Origin of the sequence: Staphylococcus sp. AntiMn-1 (assembly GCF_001663395.1) — a bacterium.
Lineage (GTDB): Bacteria > Bacillota > Bacilli > Staphylococcales > Staphylococcaceae > Staphylococcus > Staphylococcus equorum.
This window is the reverse complement of the sequence record NZ_CP012968.1, coordinates 878,210-891,467: the sequence shown is the minus strand read 5'-3', so window position 1 is coordinate 891,467 and position 13,258 is coordinate 878,210. Positions and strand designations below refer to the sequence as shown.

12 protein-coding genes are annotated in these 13,258 nt (G+C 33.3%); 11 read left to right on the top strand and 1 reads right to left on the bottom strand.

Annotated elements, in window-relative coordinates; genetic code table 11:
• Window positions 1-86: 86 nt before the first annotated feature.
• The 6 genes from AOB58_RS04410 to pheT all read left to right on the top strand — a co-directional run bounded on the left by AOB58_RS04410 (window position 87) and on the right by pheT (window position 6,530).
• Window positions 87-632, top strand: a complete 546-nt coding sequence (locus AOB58_RS04410; protein WP_002507972.1) for a YceD family protein — start codon at window positions 87-89, stop codon at window positions 630-632.
• Window positions 633-716: 84 nt separating this feature from the next.
• Window positions 717-890: a 50S ribosomal protein L32 gene (rpmF, locus tag AOB58_RS04405; protein ID WP_002507971.1), complete on the top strand. Its 174-nt coding sequence runs from the start codon at window positions 717-719 to the stop codon at window positions 888-890.
• 132 nt (window positions 891-1,022) lie between these two features.
• A complete protein-coding gene (locus AOB58_RS04400; RefSeq protein WP_021338670.1) occupies window positions 1,023-1,964 on the top strand; it encodes a M23 family metallopeptidase in 942 nt (313 codons plus the stop codon).
• A 26-nt stretch (window positions 1,965-1,990) separates the two neighbouring features.
• Window positions 1,991-2,731 (top strand): TrmH family RNA methyltransferase, encoded by a 741-nt coding sequence (locus AOB58_RS04395; RefSeq protein ID WP_021338671.1) that lies wholly within the window; start codon window positions 1,991-1,993, stop codon window positions 2,729-2,731.
• 338 nt (window positions 2,732-3,069) lie between these two features.
• On the top strand, window positions 3,070-4,128 hold the full coding sequence (gene pheS, locus AOB58_RS04390) for a phenylalanine--tRNA ligase subunit alpha (protein ID WP_002512277.1): 1,059 nt from the start codon (window positions 3,070-3,072) through the stop codon (window positions 4,126-4,128).
• Window positions 4,128-6,530: a phenylalanine--tRNA ligase subunit beta gene (pheT, locus tag AOB58_RS04385; RefSeq protein ID WP_046465185.1), complete on the top strand. Its 2,403-nt coding sequence runs from the start codon at window positions 4,128-4,130 to the stop codon at window positions 6,528-6,530. Before pheS ends, pheT begins: the two co-directional genes overlap by 1 nt.
• A gap of 91 nt (window positions 6,531-6,621) precedes the next feature.
• Here pheT and rnhC read toward each other — a convergent pair whose 3' ends face one another.
• Window positions 6,622-7,563, bottom strand: a complete 942-nt coding sequence (gene rnhC, locus AOB58_RS04380; protein WP_046465186.1) for a ribonuclease HIII — start codon at window positions 7,561-7,563, stop codon at window positions 6,622-6,624.
• 315 nt (window positions 7,564-7,878) lie between these two features.
• On the opposite strand from rnhC, the gene zapA reads away from it, so the two are divergent.
• The 5 genes from zapA to trxA all read left to right on the top strand — a co-directional run bounded on the left by zapA (window position 7,879) and on the right by trxA (window position 13,252).
• Window positions 7,879-8,145, top strand: coding sequence for a cell division protein ZapA (gene zapA, locus AOB58_RS04375; protein ID WP_002507965.1), 267 nt, complete (start codon window positions 7,879-7,881; stop codon window positions 8,143-8,145).
• Window positions 8,145-8,666, top strand: a complete 522-nt coding sequence (locus AOB58_RS04370; protein ID WP_002512279.1) for a CvpA family protein — start codon at window positions 8,145-8,147, stop codon at window positions 8,664-8,666. Before zapA ends, AOB58_RS04370 begins: the two co-directional genes overlap by 1 nt.
• 119 nt (window positions 8,667-8,785) lie before the next feature.
• Entirely contained in the window at window positions 8,786-10,498 is a 1,713-nt protein-coding gene (gene polX, locus AOB58_RS04365; protein ID WP_021338673.1) for a DNA polymerase/3'-5' exonuclease PolX, read from the top strand.
• A gap of 9 nt (window positions 10,499-10,507) precedes the next feature.
• On the top strand, window positions 10,508-12,856 hold the full coding sequence (locus AOB58_RS04360) for an endonuclease MutS2 (RefSeq protein WP_046465187.1): 2,349 nt from the start codon (window positions 10,508-10,510) through the stop codon (window positions 12,854-12,856).
• A gap of 81 nt (window positions 12,857-12,937) precedes the next feature.
• On the top strand, window positions 12,938-13,252 hold the full coding sequence (gene trxA / locus AOB58_RS04355) for a thioredoxin (protein ID WP_002507961.1): 315 nt from the start codon (window positions 12,938-12,940) through the stop codon (window positions 13,250-13,252).
• The last annotated feature ends 6 nt before the right edge of the window (window positions 13,253-13,258 follow it).

Here is a 13,258-nt window from a genome sequence, read left to right as displayed (position 1 = left end):
CAGATGTAAATGTGTTAAGAAAAAATCTTGACAACTTATGTCTATAAAGTTAAAATAAATTTTGTGCTTGTTAGAGGTGAAGCCCTATGAAATGGTCAATAACACAATTAAGAAAATTCCAAGATAAACCATTTGAATTCCATCAAACGGTTAATTTTGATCATTTAGTAAAATCATTAGATTTAATAGATCTATCTGATATTGATGTTGAAGGTGAATTAACCGTCAGATCAAATGAAGTCATTGCAGATATGCATATAACTGGAACGTATACGATGCCGTGTGCACGTACATTAGTTCCTGTAGAAACTCCTATAGATATTAAATCTCAAGAGATTTTTGATTTAGAAGGATATGATGAGTATAGTAATGGCGAAGATAAAGATGAACATTACCATGATGCAACAAACGGTATGATAAATCTAAAAGATATTACTGAAGAACTAGTTATCATTGGAAAACCAATGCGTGTTTTTTCAAACGAAAGCGATCAGATGTTAAGTGAAGGCAATGGTTGGGAAGTTATTGACGAAGAAGAAGCGGTTGAGCTTGCAAAAGATAAGGAAGAATCTGAATCTAAGCAAATTGATCCTAGGCTTCAAAAACTACAACAATTATATGACGAAGAGTAATAGCGGATTTTAATAATCTATAGTATAATGGATTATTGAATCTGAAAATTTCTATTTAGTGTTTGAATATAAGGAGGATATATCATGGCAGTACCAAAAAGAAGAACGTCAAAAACAAGAAAAAATAAACGTCGTACGCATTTCAAAATTTCAGTACCTGGTATGACAGAGTGCCCAAGTTGTGGAGAATATAAATTATCTCACCGCGTGTGTAAGAACTGTGGTTCATACAATGGCGAAGACGTTGTATCAAAATAATTTCATTTAATTAAATGGCTTAATAATAGCCTATACTAATCGTTCACTAATTATTCACTTGATAATTTTTGAGCGATTTTTTATGTTAGTGATAGGTAGTATTTATATTCAGCTGATAGGTTGTGTAAAATTATGGAAACAATTAATGCACAAATAATTATAAATAAAATAGAAAATAGTGATGCCATTTGGCTTTATGAGCATTTTAGTGATTATTTTCAAGAAATTTCTTCTTATAAAGAATTTAAGAAGTTATTAAGTGCGTATAACAGTATTAGAGGAACAAACAGGTTGTATAAGCATTTACATATAAATCGTCAAGATGAGTATATTTGGTTTGATACTAATATGGAATCAGGTGTAAGTGTTATCTTAAATAAATATCAAGAAATTATTGGAATGGCACTAATACCGATTAAGCAATCACATTCAATTAAATTCTCGAAATGTAGTTATACAATCCCTTTACAAGAAGATTGGCTAGTTCATACTGGTGGCGCAAATGAGTTGTTAAATCATCACTATAGATATAAAAATCAACGTAATGCTTTTGATTTTGTAAAAGTAATAGAAGGTTTTACATATAATGGTGACCCCACAGAGTGCGAGAATTATTTTAGTTATAATGCACCTATTTTAGCTCCGGCAAACGGGGTAGTAGAAGAAGTTGTAGATGGGATTCCTGATTGCACACCTGGAGAATATAATACAATGCATCCCGAAGGTAATTACATAGTTATTAAGCACGGTCGTAATGAATATAGTATGATAGCACATATCAAACCGTATTCGTTCAAAATTGAGAAAGGTGATACATTATTACGTGGACAACATATCGCAAATGTAGGTAATTCAGGAAATGCTTCTGAGCCACATGTACACTTTCAAGTGATGAATCATAAAGATATACAAACCACTCAAACTTTGAAAATTAAATTTCTCAATAACGCTTCACCAGTTAAAGGTGATATAGTAACATATACAGGAGATAATATTTTAGTGGAAAGTGAAAGCCAGTTTTCTACATTTTTTAAAAATATTAGTACCAATATTAAGCATAAATTTAAGAGTTAAAAATACTAAAATAAAGAGGCTATGCTATGGAAATGATTACTTCGGCTCAAAATAGTAAAGTTAAAAATGCAATTAAATTAAAAAAGAAACGTGAAAGAGATAAGACAGGACGCGCACTTATCGAGGGTTATCATTTAATTGAAGAAGCTTATAAAAGCAATTTAAAAATTGAACAATTGTATGTCGTAGATATTGAAAGACTTGATGATGGTATGATTAATTATGCTGAAGAAGTATTTGAAATTAATTTAAAAGTTGCTGAAGCATTATCAGGTACAGTTACACCACAAGGCTTCTTTGCGGTGATTGAAAAACCTGTTCATGAAACAGCGAAAGCACAACAAGTGCTACTTATAGACTGTATCCAAGATCCAGGTAATTTAGGAACATTAATTCGTACCGCAGATGCTGCCGGATTAGATTTAATTGTGCTTGAAAAAGGTACAGCAGACCCTTATCAAGATAAAGTTATGCGTGCGAGTCAAGGCAGCGTCTTTCATATTCCAATTGTGTCACAAGATTTAAGTGAATTTATTGATGGATTTGAAGGGGGAGTGTATGGTACTGCATTGGATGATGCAGTAGCCTATAATCAAATACAAAGTCAAGAAAAGTTCGCGTTACTTTTAGGTAATGAAGGTGAAGGTGTAAACCCTGAATTATTGAGTAAAACGTCTCAAAATTTAACAATACCTATCTATGGCAAGGCAGAAAGTTTAAATGTAGCAATAGCTGGTAGTATCGTGATGTATCACTTGAAAGGTTGACCCTTTAATCAATTATCGTATATAATATAGTTAATGATATTTCAAAATAAATATTAACCTTTAAAAAGACGTAGACTATTTTCATACAGTTGCTTAAGGGAGATTATCCGAAGACTGCAAGATAATCCACTGTATTTAGTTTTTTTCACCTTTTTGGTTACTTAAAGAAATTTAAGTCGGATCTCATTTCCGTTATCAATGACAACAAGTGTATGCTTAGGCATAAATTTGGGTGGTACCACGGAAGGCTTTCGTCCCAGTTTCAAGGGATGGAAGTCTTTTTTGCGTTTTTACAAAAAATCATTACACATTAAGATTTTAAAATAGGAGGACTATGTATGGCACAGACAGAAGCGATGACTGAGATTAAGCAGCAAGCATTAGTTGATATTAATGAAGCTCAAAATGAAAAAGAATTACAAGATGTAAAAGTTAAATATTTAGGTAAAAAAGGTTCAGTTACTGGTTTAATGAAACATATGAAAGATTTATCGAATGAAGAAAAACCAGCCTATGGTCAACAAGTGAATGAAGTGAGACAAGCCATTGAAGGTGAAATTGAATCACGTCATGAACTTTTAGCGCATGAACAATTAGAACAACAATTAAAAGAAGAACAAATTGATGTTACATTACCTGGCCGTAAAATTTCGATAGGCTCTAAACACCCTTTAACAAGAACGATTGAAGAGATTGAAGATTTATTCTTAGGTTTAGGTTACGAAATTGTTGATGGTTTTGAAGTAGAGAAAGATTACTATAACTTTGAAGCGCTAAACTTACCTAAATCACATCCTGCAAGAGACATGCAAGATAGCTTTTATATTACAGATGAAATATTAATGCGTACACACACGTCTCCTGTTCAAGCAAGAACGATGGAGGAACGCAATGGCCAAGGTCCTGTGAAAATTTTATGCCCTGGTAAAGTTTATCGACGCGATTCTGATGATGCAACGCACAGTCATCAATTTACTCAAATTGAAGGTTTAGTTGTAGATGAAAATATTAAAATGAGCGATTTGAAAGGTACATTAGAATTATTAGCTAAACAATTATTTGGTGAAGAGAGAGAAATTAGACTACGTCCAAGTTACTTCCCATTCACTGAACCTTCTGTAGAAGTAGATGTTTCATGTTTCAAATGTAAAGGTGAAGGCTGTAATGTTTGTAAGGAAACTGGTTGGATAGAAATTCTAGGAGCTGGTATGGTGCATCCTAATGTGTTAGAGATGGCAGGTTTTGATTCAAATAAATATACTGGCTTTGCATTTGGTATGGGTCCTGATCGAATTGCAATGTTGAAATATGGTATTGAGGATATACGTCATTTCTATACAAATGATGTACGTTTCTTAGATCAATTTAAAGCTGTAGAAGATAGAGGTGAAAAGTAATGTTTATTTCAAAAGAATGGTTAGAAAGTTATGTAGATATTAATGAACCAGTTAATGTACTTGCAGAAAGAATTACACGTACTGGTATTGAAGTAGATGATATTGTGGATTATACAAAAGAAATCAAGAACTTAGTTGTCGGATACGTACAATCTAAAGCGCCTCATCCAGATGCTGACAAGCTAAATATATGTTTAGTAGACATTGGTGAAGCAGAACCGGTTCAAATCGTGTGTGGTGCTCCTAATGTTGATGCTGGTCAGACTGTCATTGTAGCAACAGTAGGTGGCAGATTACCTGGTGGCATAAAAATTAAACGTGCTAAATTACGTGGAGAACGTTCAGAGGGTATGATTTGTTCCCTTCAAGAAATTGGTGTGCCAAGCAATCTTGTCCCTAAAAACTTTGAAGATGGTATTTATGTCTTTTCGTCTGAAGTGACTCCAGGTACAGACGCTATGACTGCGCTATATTTAAATGACCAAGTGATGGAATTTGATTTAACACCAAATAGAGCTGACGCATTAAGTATGATTGGTACAGCTTATGAAACTGCAGCGTTATACAATGTGTCAATGAAGAAACCAGAAACAAATAGTAATGAGATTTCTGAACAAACGTCAGATGAAATCAGCGTGAACATTCAAAATAAAGATAAAGTAGCATATTACAGTGCAAGAGTAGTAAATGGTCTAACAATCGAGCCTTCTCCAGAGTGGATGCAAATGCGTTTAATCAAAGCAGGCATTCGCCCAATCAATAACGTCGTAGATATATCAAACTATGTACTTTTAGAATACGGACAACCACTACACATGTTTGATAAAGATCAAATAGGTTCAAGTCAAATAGAAGTACGTCAAGCTCATACTGATGAAAAAATGACTACTTTAGATGATCAAGAAAGAATATTGAAAGACAGTGATATTGTTATTACAAACGGCACAAATCCAATAGCAATAGCTGGTGTAATGGGCGGCGATTTCTCAGAAGTGACTGAATCAACAACGAATGTTGTGATTGAAGGTGCGATTTTTGACCCTGTTTCTATTAGACATACGTCAAGAAGATTAAACTTAAGAAGTGAAGCCTCTAGTCGTTTTGAAAAAGGTATTGCGACAGAATTTGTAGATGAAGCGGTAGATAGAGCGTGTTATTTACTACAAACTTATGCAGGCGGTTCAGTAACACAAGGTCGTGTGGCAGAAGGCGATTTAGGTCAATTTGTTACTCCAATTGAAATTTCTATTGATAAAGTAAATACTACAGTAGGTTTTGAACTATCAGCGGAAGAAATTGAAGCGATTTTTGTACAATTAGGATTTGAAACAACTAGAAATGAAGATATCTTAACTGTTATGGTGCCGTCTCGTCGTAAAGACATTACAATAAAAGAAGACTTAATTGAAGAAATTGCACGTATGTATGGTTATGATGAAATCCCATCAACATTACCTGTGTTTGAGGAAGTAACACATGGTGCTTTAACGGATAGACAAGGTAAGTCTCGTGTCGTGAAAGCAACACTAGAAGGTGCTGGTTTAAGTCAAGCAATAAATTATTCATTGGTAGACAAACAAAGAGCAAAAGATTTCGCACTACAAGAACGCGCTACAATTGATTTATTAATGCCGATGAGTGAGGCGCATGCTACTTTGCGACAAAGTTTGATACCTCATTTAATCGATGCAGTTTCTTATAACGTCGCACGTAAAAATAATAATGTGCGCTTGTATGAACTAGGGCGTGTATTCTTTGGTAATGGCGAAAGTGAATTACCAGATGAAGTTGAATATCTAAGTGGCATCTTAACAGGTGATTACACAGTTAATGCTTGGCAAGGTAAGAAAGAAGAAGTTGATTTCTTTGTTGCCAAAGGTATCGTAGATCGCATTGCCGAAAAACTGGATATCCAATTTGACTATGAATCTGGAGAAATTGATGGCTTACATCCTGGTAGAACAGCTATGGTTAAATTAAACGATGAAATCATTGGTTTTGTTGGTGAATTACATCCTCAAGTTGAAAAAGAAAATGACTTAAAACGCACATACGTTTTTGAATTAAATTATGAGAAATTGATGGCTGTCTCAGTTGGATATATTAATTATCAACCAATCCCTAGATTCCCAGGTGTATCAAGAGATATTGCTTTAGTTATCAACCGTACAATACCTTCAGCAAAATTAGTGAAAGTCATTGAAAATCATGGTGGAGAAATTTTACAAAAAGCCGAAGTATTTGATGTTTATGAAGGCGAACACATTGCTGAAGATGAGAAATCAATTGCAATTCGTTTAGCTTATTTAGATACACAACAAACACTTACAGATGACAAAGTAAATGCAGTACATGAAGACATCTTAGCTGCTTTACAAGCAGAAGGTGCAACAATTAGATAAAATAGTGTAATTTAAAAACCTTGGTAGACCATTATTATGGGATGCCAAGGTTTTTATGCTAAAGTTATAATATTAATAGTGAATTTAGTTGCTAACGATGTTTATTTTGTACTAATTTTTCTGCTTTTGAACGGTTAGCAAAATGCTTTTTAGTAATAGAGTCTAGATAGTCAATGCCTTTACGATCAATGATTTTAGCTGCTGCAAGGTCGACTTTATTGCTAGCTCCTTTCGGAATCTCTGTTTTAGCAGAACGCGAGAGACTATCCATATTTTTAACAAAGGCATAACGTGAAATAATACTGGCTGCCGCAATTGCTATAGATTTAGATTCACCTTTTGTTTCGAATTTTGTTTTAGTACTGAAGGGTAAATCGGTTAGAGCATAGCGTTTATATACACCAGCCTCAGCAAATTGATCAATGACAATATAGTCTAATGCATCAGTATCTATCTTTTGTGTTACATTTTTGATTGCTTCGTTATGTAATACTGCTTTCATTTTAACTTGTGACCAGCCAGATTTTTGTTTTTCGTTATATTTTTCATTGTGCATAGTTAACAAAGAATGAGGGATAAAAGTTACAAGTTGTTCAGCTAATTCAACGATTTTTGCATCAGTCAATTTCTTAGAATCATCAACGCCAAGCGTTTTTAATACTTGTACATTCTTTTTGGAAACATAAGCAGCACATACAGTAAGTGGACCGAAATAATCGCCACTGCCTGCTTCATCACTACCAATACATTGATAATTGTTATATCGAATAGTTTTATTAGTGCTAGAAGTTTTTTTAACTGAATTCGTTTTAGATTGTGCAGGTTTAACTGTATTAGGTAAGAGTTGAGATGCTATATTATCTGCATCTTTACCTTGAAACATGACTTTATTTGAATTGTAAATTGAAATTGAAGTGCTTTTATATTTGGTTTTGCCTTTCATTCCTTGAGAAACATTCGATGTATCAAATTGAATTTTAGACATTAATTGCTGGATTTCTTGATTTGTTAATTTAAGTACAACAGTTGTCATGTTTTTTGGCCTCACTTTATATGGATTACTAATATTTATATTTCAACAATGAATATCATATCACAAGTATAAATAACCGAGCTACTAGTGAAAGCACCATCTATTAAAAGTTTATGTAGAGGCGTTTTCATTTACATTGTCAAAAATGTTATAAATAACAAATATTTCAAATATTACAAATCACACCTCTTACAAAATAATATTTTGTCGTGTATAATGGTTCGTAATAAATAGTATAAATTACTAAATTAAACACTTAAAAGAATCAATTAGAGAATGAATTCGGAAATATAAACAAAAGTCAGGAGTTATTATATGGGAGAGTTTAAAAATCGGATTAACGTCACTATAAATGATCAGCGTTATACAATTGTCGGAGAGGACAACCCTGAACATATCCGTTATGTAGCACATCTCGTCGATGAAAGGATTAAAGAACTAGGTAGTAAGAGTGCAGGCTTAGACACGACAAGAAAAGCAATATTAACAGCAGTAAATATTATGCATGAAAAAGTACAATTAGAAGAGGAAAATCATCGTCTGCAACAAGAAATAAAACAACTGAAAAACAGTGATGAATAATGATTTTTGATATATTAATTGTAATTGTTTTTATTTACATAGGAATGATTGGATTTAGAAGAGGTGTATGGTTTAGTGCATTACATCTAGGTGCTACGTTGTTTTCATTATGGGTAGCGCAACGATTTTATTTGCAAATATCTCAACGATTGGAATTATTTATACCTTTTCCTAAAACACAAGCTTACGATTTGAATTATGCTTTTCAATTTGATAACCTACAACAGCGATTCGACCACATTATTGCATTTTTAATCGTAGCGACAATTACCAAGATAATTTGTTATGGGGTTATTGTTGTCTTTGATAAGGTTATTCAATACCGAGGGCTCAATTTAATAAGTCGATTTATTGGTATGTTAATGGGAATAATATCTTCAATTATTATCTGCACAACATTATTGTATAGTGCAGCACTTTATCCATTAGAATTCATACAACAGCAACTTTCAAGCTCGATTATTGCAGAATATATGTTATTACATACACCTTATGTATCGACGTTTGTATTAAACATATAGCTAGCATAATTTTCGTAAAATATATAGATTTTTAAAATACAGGAGGTCAGGGCATAACCAATTTACTGATGAACGCATAACAGTAATCTGTCTTGACCTTTTTTTATGGAGTGAAAGTAATGACAAAAAAAGATATTATTCAATTATTAGAAAAAATAGCTACTTATATGGAATTAAAAGGTGAAAACACATTTAAAGTTTCAGCTTATAGAAAAGCAGCTCAAAGTCTTGAAATAGATGAACGTCCACTTGATCAAATAGAGGATGTCACAGAGTTAAAAGGTATTGGTAAAGGTGTAGGAGACGTAATTAAAGAATATCAACAAGAAGGAATTTCTTCGACATTAGAGTCACTACAAGAAGAAGTACCAGAAGGGCTAATCCCTTTACTGAAAATACAGGGATTAGGTAGCAAGAAAATAGCGAAACTTTATAAAGAATTAAATATAGATGGTAAAGAAGCATTACAAAAAGCCTGTGAAGCTGGTGAAGTGAGTGAATTAAGCGGCTTTGCTAAAAAAACGGAACAAAATATCTTAGAGGCAGTTAAAGCGCTTGGTGCGAAAAAAGATAAATACCCTATTGATCAAATGCGAGGCTTAAACATTGAAATTAATGAACATTTATCCTCAATTGAAGGTATCGAACAATACGAAGTTGCTGGTAGTTATAGAAGATTTAAAGAAATGAGTAAAGATTTAGACTATATTATAAGTACAAATGAACCAACTAAAGTACAACAGGCATTACTTGATATACCTAATAAAGTTAAAGAAGTAGCTGTTGGACAAACAAAAGTATCATTAGAAGTAACTTATGATGATGAAACAATAGGTGTAGATTTCAGGTTAATCGAACCTTCAGCTTTCTATCACACACTACAGCATTTCACTGGTTCTAAAGATCATAATATTCGTATTCGTCAGTTAGCTAAAGAAAAAGATGAAAAAGTGAGTGAATATGGCATTGAACAAGCAAATGGCGAATTGCTGCAATATCAAAGTGAAAAAGAAATTTATGATCATTTCGGTGTGAAATGGATTGACCCAGCAATGCGGGAAGATGGAAGCGAGTTTGATAAAGACCTGTCAGAAATTATAAAATTAGATGACATTAATGGTGATATTCATATGCATACGACGTATAGTGATGGTGCATTCAGTATTGAAGAGATGATAGAAGCTAACATTGCTAAAGGCCATCAATTCATGGTGATTACAGATCACTCTCAAAGCTTAAAAGTTGCCAATGGTTTGTCAGTTGAGCGCCTATTACGCCAAAATGAAGAGATCAAAGCCTTGAATAATAAATATGAAGAAATTGATATTTACTCAGGTATTGAAATGGACATACTTCCTGATGGCCGTTTAGACTATGACGATGAAGTATTGGCGCAATTAGATTATGTTATTGCAGCAATACATCAAAGTTTTAACCAATCGCAGGAAGACATTATGAAACGCTTAGAAAACGCATGTCGCAATCCATATGTTAGACATATTGCACATCCAACTGGTCGTATTATTGGTAAACGCCCAGGTTATGAACCAGATATTGATAGATTATGTGAGATTGCCGAAGAGACAAACACGATTTTAGAAATTAATGCAAACCCTAAACGGTTAGATCTAAATGCCGAAACAGTTAAAAAACATCCGAATGTTAAATTAACTATTAATACGGATGCCCATCACGTAGATCATCTTGAATTCATGAAGTACGGTGTGGCGACTGCACAAAAAGGGTTTGTTAAAAAAGACAGAGTAATCAATACGATGTCACGAGAGGCGTTTAAATCGCTTATAGAAAATAACATTAAATTGAAGAAATAGAGGGATTATATGAGACAGAAATCATTAAATGTCCTGGAATTCGACAAAATAAAAGCACTTGTAGAGAATGAAACAATAAGTGATTTAGGTAAAGAAAAAGTTGTAGCGATGACTCCAGCAACTGATTTCAATACTGTCGAATTTCAAATGAATGAAACAGATGAAATAGCTCAAATCTATAATAAGCATCGCATGCCAAGTTTAAGTGGTTTAGCAAAAATATCTTCATTTATTCATAGAGCGACAATTGGTGGCGTACTCAATGTTAGCGAATTAAATGTAATTAAACGCTTAATACAAATACAAAATCAATATAAAACATTTTATAATAGTTTGTTGAACGAAGAAGAAGAAATTAATTACCCAATTCTAAACGATAGAATGGAACAACTCCCTGTTTTATCAGACTTGTATCAAAATATACATCAAAAATGTGATGCTTATGATTTATTTGATGATGCTAGTTACGAATTACAAGGTATTAGAAGTAAGATTTCTAAAACAACGCAACGCATAAAACAAAATTTAGATAAAATTGTAAAGCATCAAGGCAACCAGAAAAAACTTTCTGATGCAATTGTGACAGTACGTAACGATCGTAATGTTATACCAGTAAAAGCTGAGTATCGTCAAGATTTTAACGGGATTGTGCATGATCAATCAGCTTCTGGTCAAACATTGTATATAGAACCTTCCTCAATTGTAGAAATGAGTAATCAAATTAGTAGTTTCCGTAACGATGAAGCGGTAGAGCGTGAACGTATATTGACTGAACTAACTGTACAGGTTGCTGAAGAAGCAGACGCTTGTTTGATTTCAGAATCTATTATGGGTCAAATTGATTTTTTAACAGCTAAAGCACGTTATGCAAGATCAATTAAAGGTACGAAACCAGAATTTACTACGGATAGAACTGTTTATCTACCAAAAGCATTTCATCCTTTGCTAGATAGAACCTCTGTTGTGGCGAATACGATTGAATTTGCTCAAAATATAGAAACTGTGATTATAACGGGACCAAATACGGGTGGTAAAACGGTAACGCTCAAGACACTGGGATTAATTATTGCTATGGCTCAATCAGGCATGCTAATTCCTACACTTGATGGCAGTAAATTAAGTATTTTTGAAAATGTGTATTGTGACATTGGTGACGAACAATCTATTGAGCAGTCTTTATCAACGTTTTCTTCTCATATGAAAAATATTGTTGAAATACTTCAAGACGCGACAAAAAATAGTTTGATTTTATTTGATGAATTAGGTGCAGGGACAGACCCAAGTGAAGGGGCTGCATTAGCAATGAGTATATTAGATCATGTACATGAAATTGGTTCACTTGTAATGGCTACGACACACTATCCTGAATTAAAAGCATATAGCTATAATAGGGAAGGCGTAATGAATGCCAGTGTAGAATTTGATGTTAATACATTAAGTCCGACTTATAAATTATTAATGGGTGTTCCTGGACGATCAAACGCGTTTGATATTTCTAAAAAATTAGGACTTAATATGCAAGTGATTCAAAAAGCCAAATCAATGATTGGGCAAGATGAACAAGAAATTAATGAAATGATTGCCTCATTAGAACATAATTCTAAACGTGTTGACGAACAACGTATTGAATTAGATCAGCTAGTAAGAGAAGCACAAGAAGCGCGTGATGCACTTGCTAAACAGTATGCGCAATATCAAAATTATGAAAAACAACTTTTAAGTGAAGCGAAAGAAAAAGCGAATCAACGTGTGAAATCGGCTACGAAAGAAGCAGATGACATTCTTAAAGAGTTACGTGATCTTAGAGATAAAAAAGGTGCTGATGTTAAAGAGCATGAGTTAATTGATAAGAAGAAACAGCTTGAAGACCAGTACGAAGCTAAATCACTGAAACAAAATGTTCAAAAGCAAAAATGGGACGAGATTAAAGCTGGAGATGAAGTAAAAGTACTGACGTATGGTCAAAAAGGTGAAGTGTTAGAGTTAATAGGTGATAAAGAAGCGGTAGTACAGATGGGTATCATAAAAATGAAATTACCATTAGAAGATTTAGAGAAAACGAAGAAAACCCAAGAAACACCTACCAAGATGATTAAACGAGAAAACCGACAAAGTATTAAAATGGAACTTGATTTACGTGGTTATCGATATGATGAAGCAATGGTAGCTGTTGATCAATATTTAGACCAAGCAGTGTTGAGTAATTATGAACAAGTCTATATTATTCATGGTAAAGGTACAGGTGCTTTACAAAAAGGTGTGCAAAAACATTTAAAACGACATAAAAGTGTGTCATCATATAGAAACGGAATGCCAAGCGAAGGTGGATTTGGCGTTACCGTGGCAGAATTAAAATAAGCGTGAGCAAGAAATATGCAGAATGATATAAAGTCTGTTATAATTTCTTCATCATTTGAAATTTAAGGAGGATTGGCAGTTATGGCAATCGTAAAAGCAACAGATTCAAACTTTGATGAAAATATCAAATCAGGTGTAAATTTAGTAGATTTTTGGGCAACATGGTGTGGCCCTTGTAAGATGATTGCTCCAGTATTAGAAGAATTAGCTGGTGACTATGATGGCAAAGCTAATATTTTAAAACTTGATGTAGATGAAAATCCATCAACAGCTGCTAAATTTGAAGTTATGAGTATCCCAACTTTAATCGTATTTAAAGATGGCGAACCAGTAGATAAAGTAGTAGGTTTCCAACCTAAAGAAAACTTAGCAGAAGTAATCGAGAAACATTTATAGTAAATC

Excerpts from the sequence above, each read along its gene's own strand:
- AOB58_RS04410 (WP_002507972.1), top strand. The coding sequence starts at position 87 with ATGAAATGGTCAATAACACAATTAAGAAAATTCCAAGATAAACCATTT.
- rpmF (WP_002507971.1), top strand. The coding sequence starts at position 717 with ATGGCAGTACCAAAAAGAAGAACGTCAAAAACAAGAAAAAATAAACGT.
- AOB58_RS04400 (WP_021338670.1), top strand. The coding sequence starts at position 1,023 with ATGGAAACAATTAATGCACAAATAATTATAAATAAAATAGAAAATAGT.
- AOB58_RS04395 (WP_021338671.1), top strand. The coding sequence starts at position 1,991 with ATGGAAATGATTACTTCGGCTCAAAATAGTAAAGTTAAAAATGCAATT.
- pheS (WP_002512277.1), top strand. The coding sequence starts at position 3,070 with ATGGCACAGACAGAAGCGATGACTGAGATTAAGCAGCAAGCATTAGTT.
- pheT (WP_046465185.1), top strand. The coding sequence starts at position 4,128 with ATGTTTATTTCAAAAGAATGGTTAGAAAGTTATGTAGATATTAATGAA.
- rnhC (WP_046465186.1), bottom strand. The coding sequence starts at position 7,563 with ATGACAACTGTTGTACTTAAATTAACAAATCAAGAAATCCAGCAATTA.
- zapA (WP_002507965.1), top strand. The coding sequence starts at position 7,879 with ATGGGAGAGTTTAAAAATCGGATTAACGTCACTATAAATGATCAGCGT.
- AOB58_RS04370 (WP_002512279.1), top strand. The coding sequence starts at position 8,145 with ATGATTTTTGATATATTAATTGTAATTGTTTTTATTTACATAGGAATG.
- polX (WP_021338673.1), top strand. The coding sequence starts at position 8,786 with ATGACAAAAAAAGATATTATTCAATTATTAGAAAAAATAGCTACTTAT.
- AOB58_RS04360 (WP_046465187.1), top strand. The coding sequence starts at position 10,508 with ATGAGACAGAAATCATTAAATGTCCTGGAATTCGACAAAATAAAAGCA.
- trxA (WP_002507961.1), top strand. The coding sequence starts at position 12,938 with ATGGCAATCGTAAAAGCAACAGATTCAAACTTTGATGAAAATATCAAA.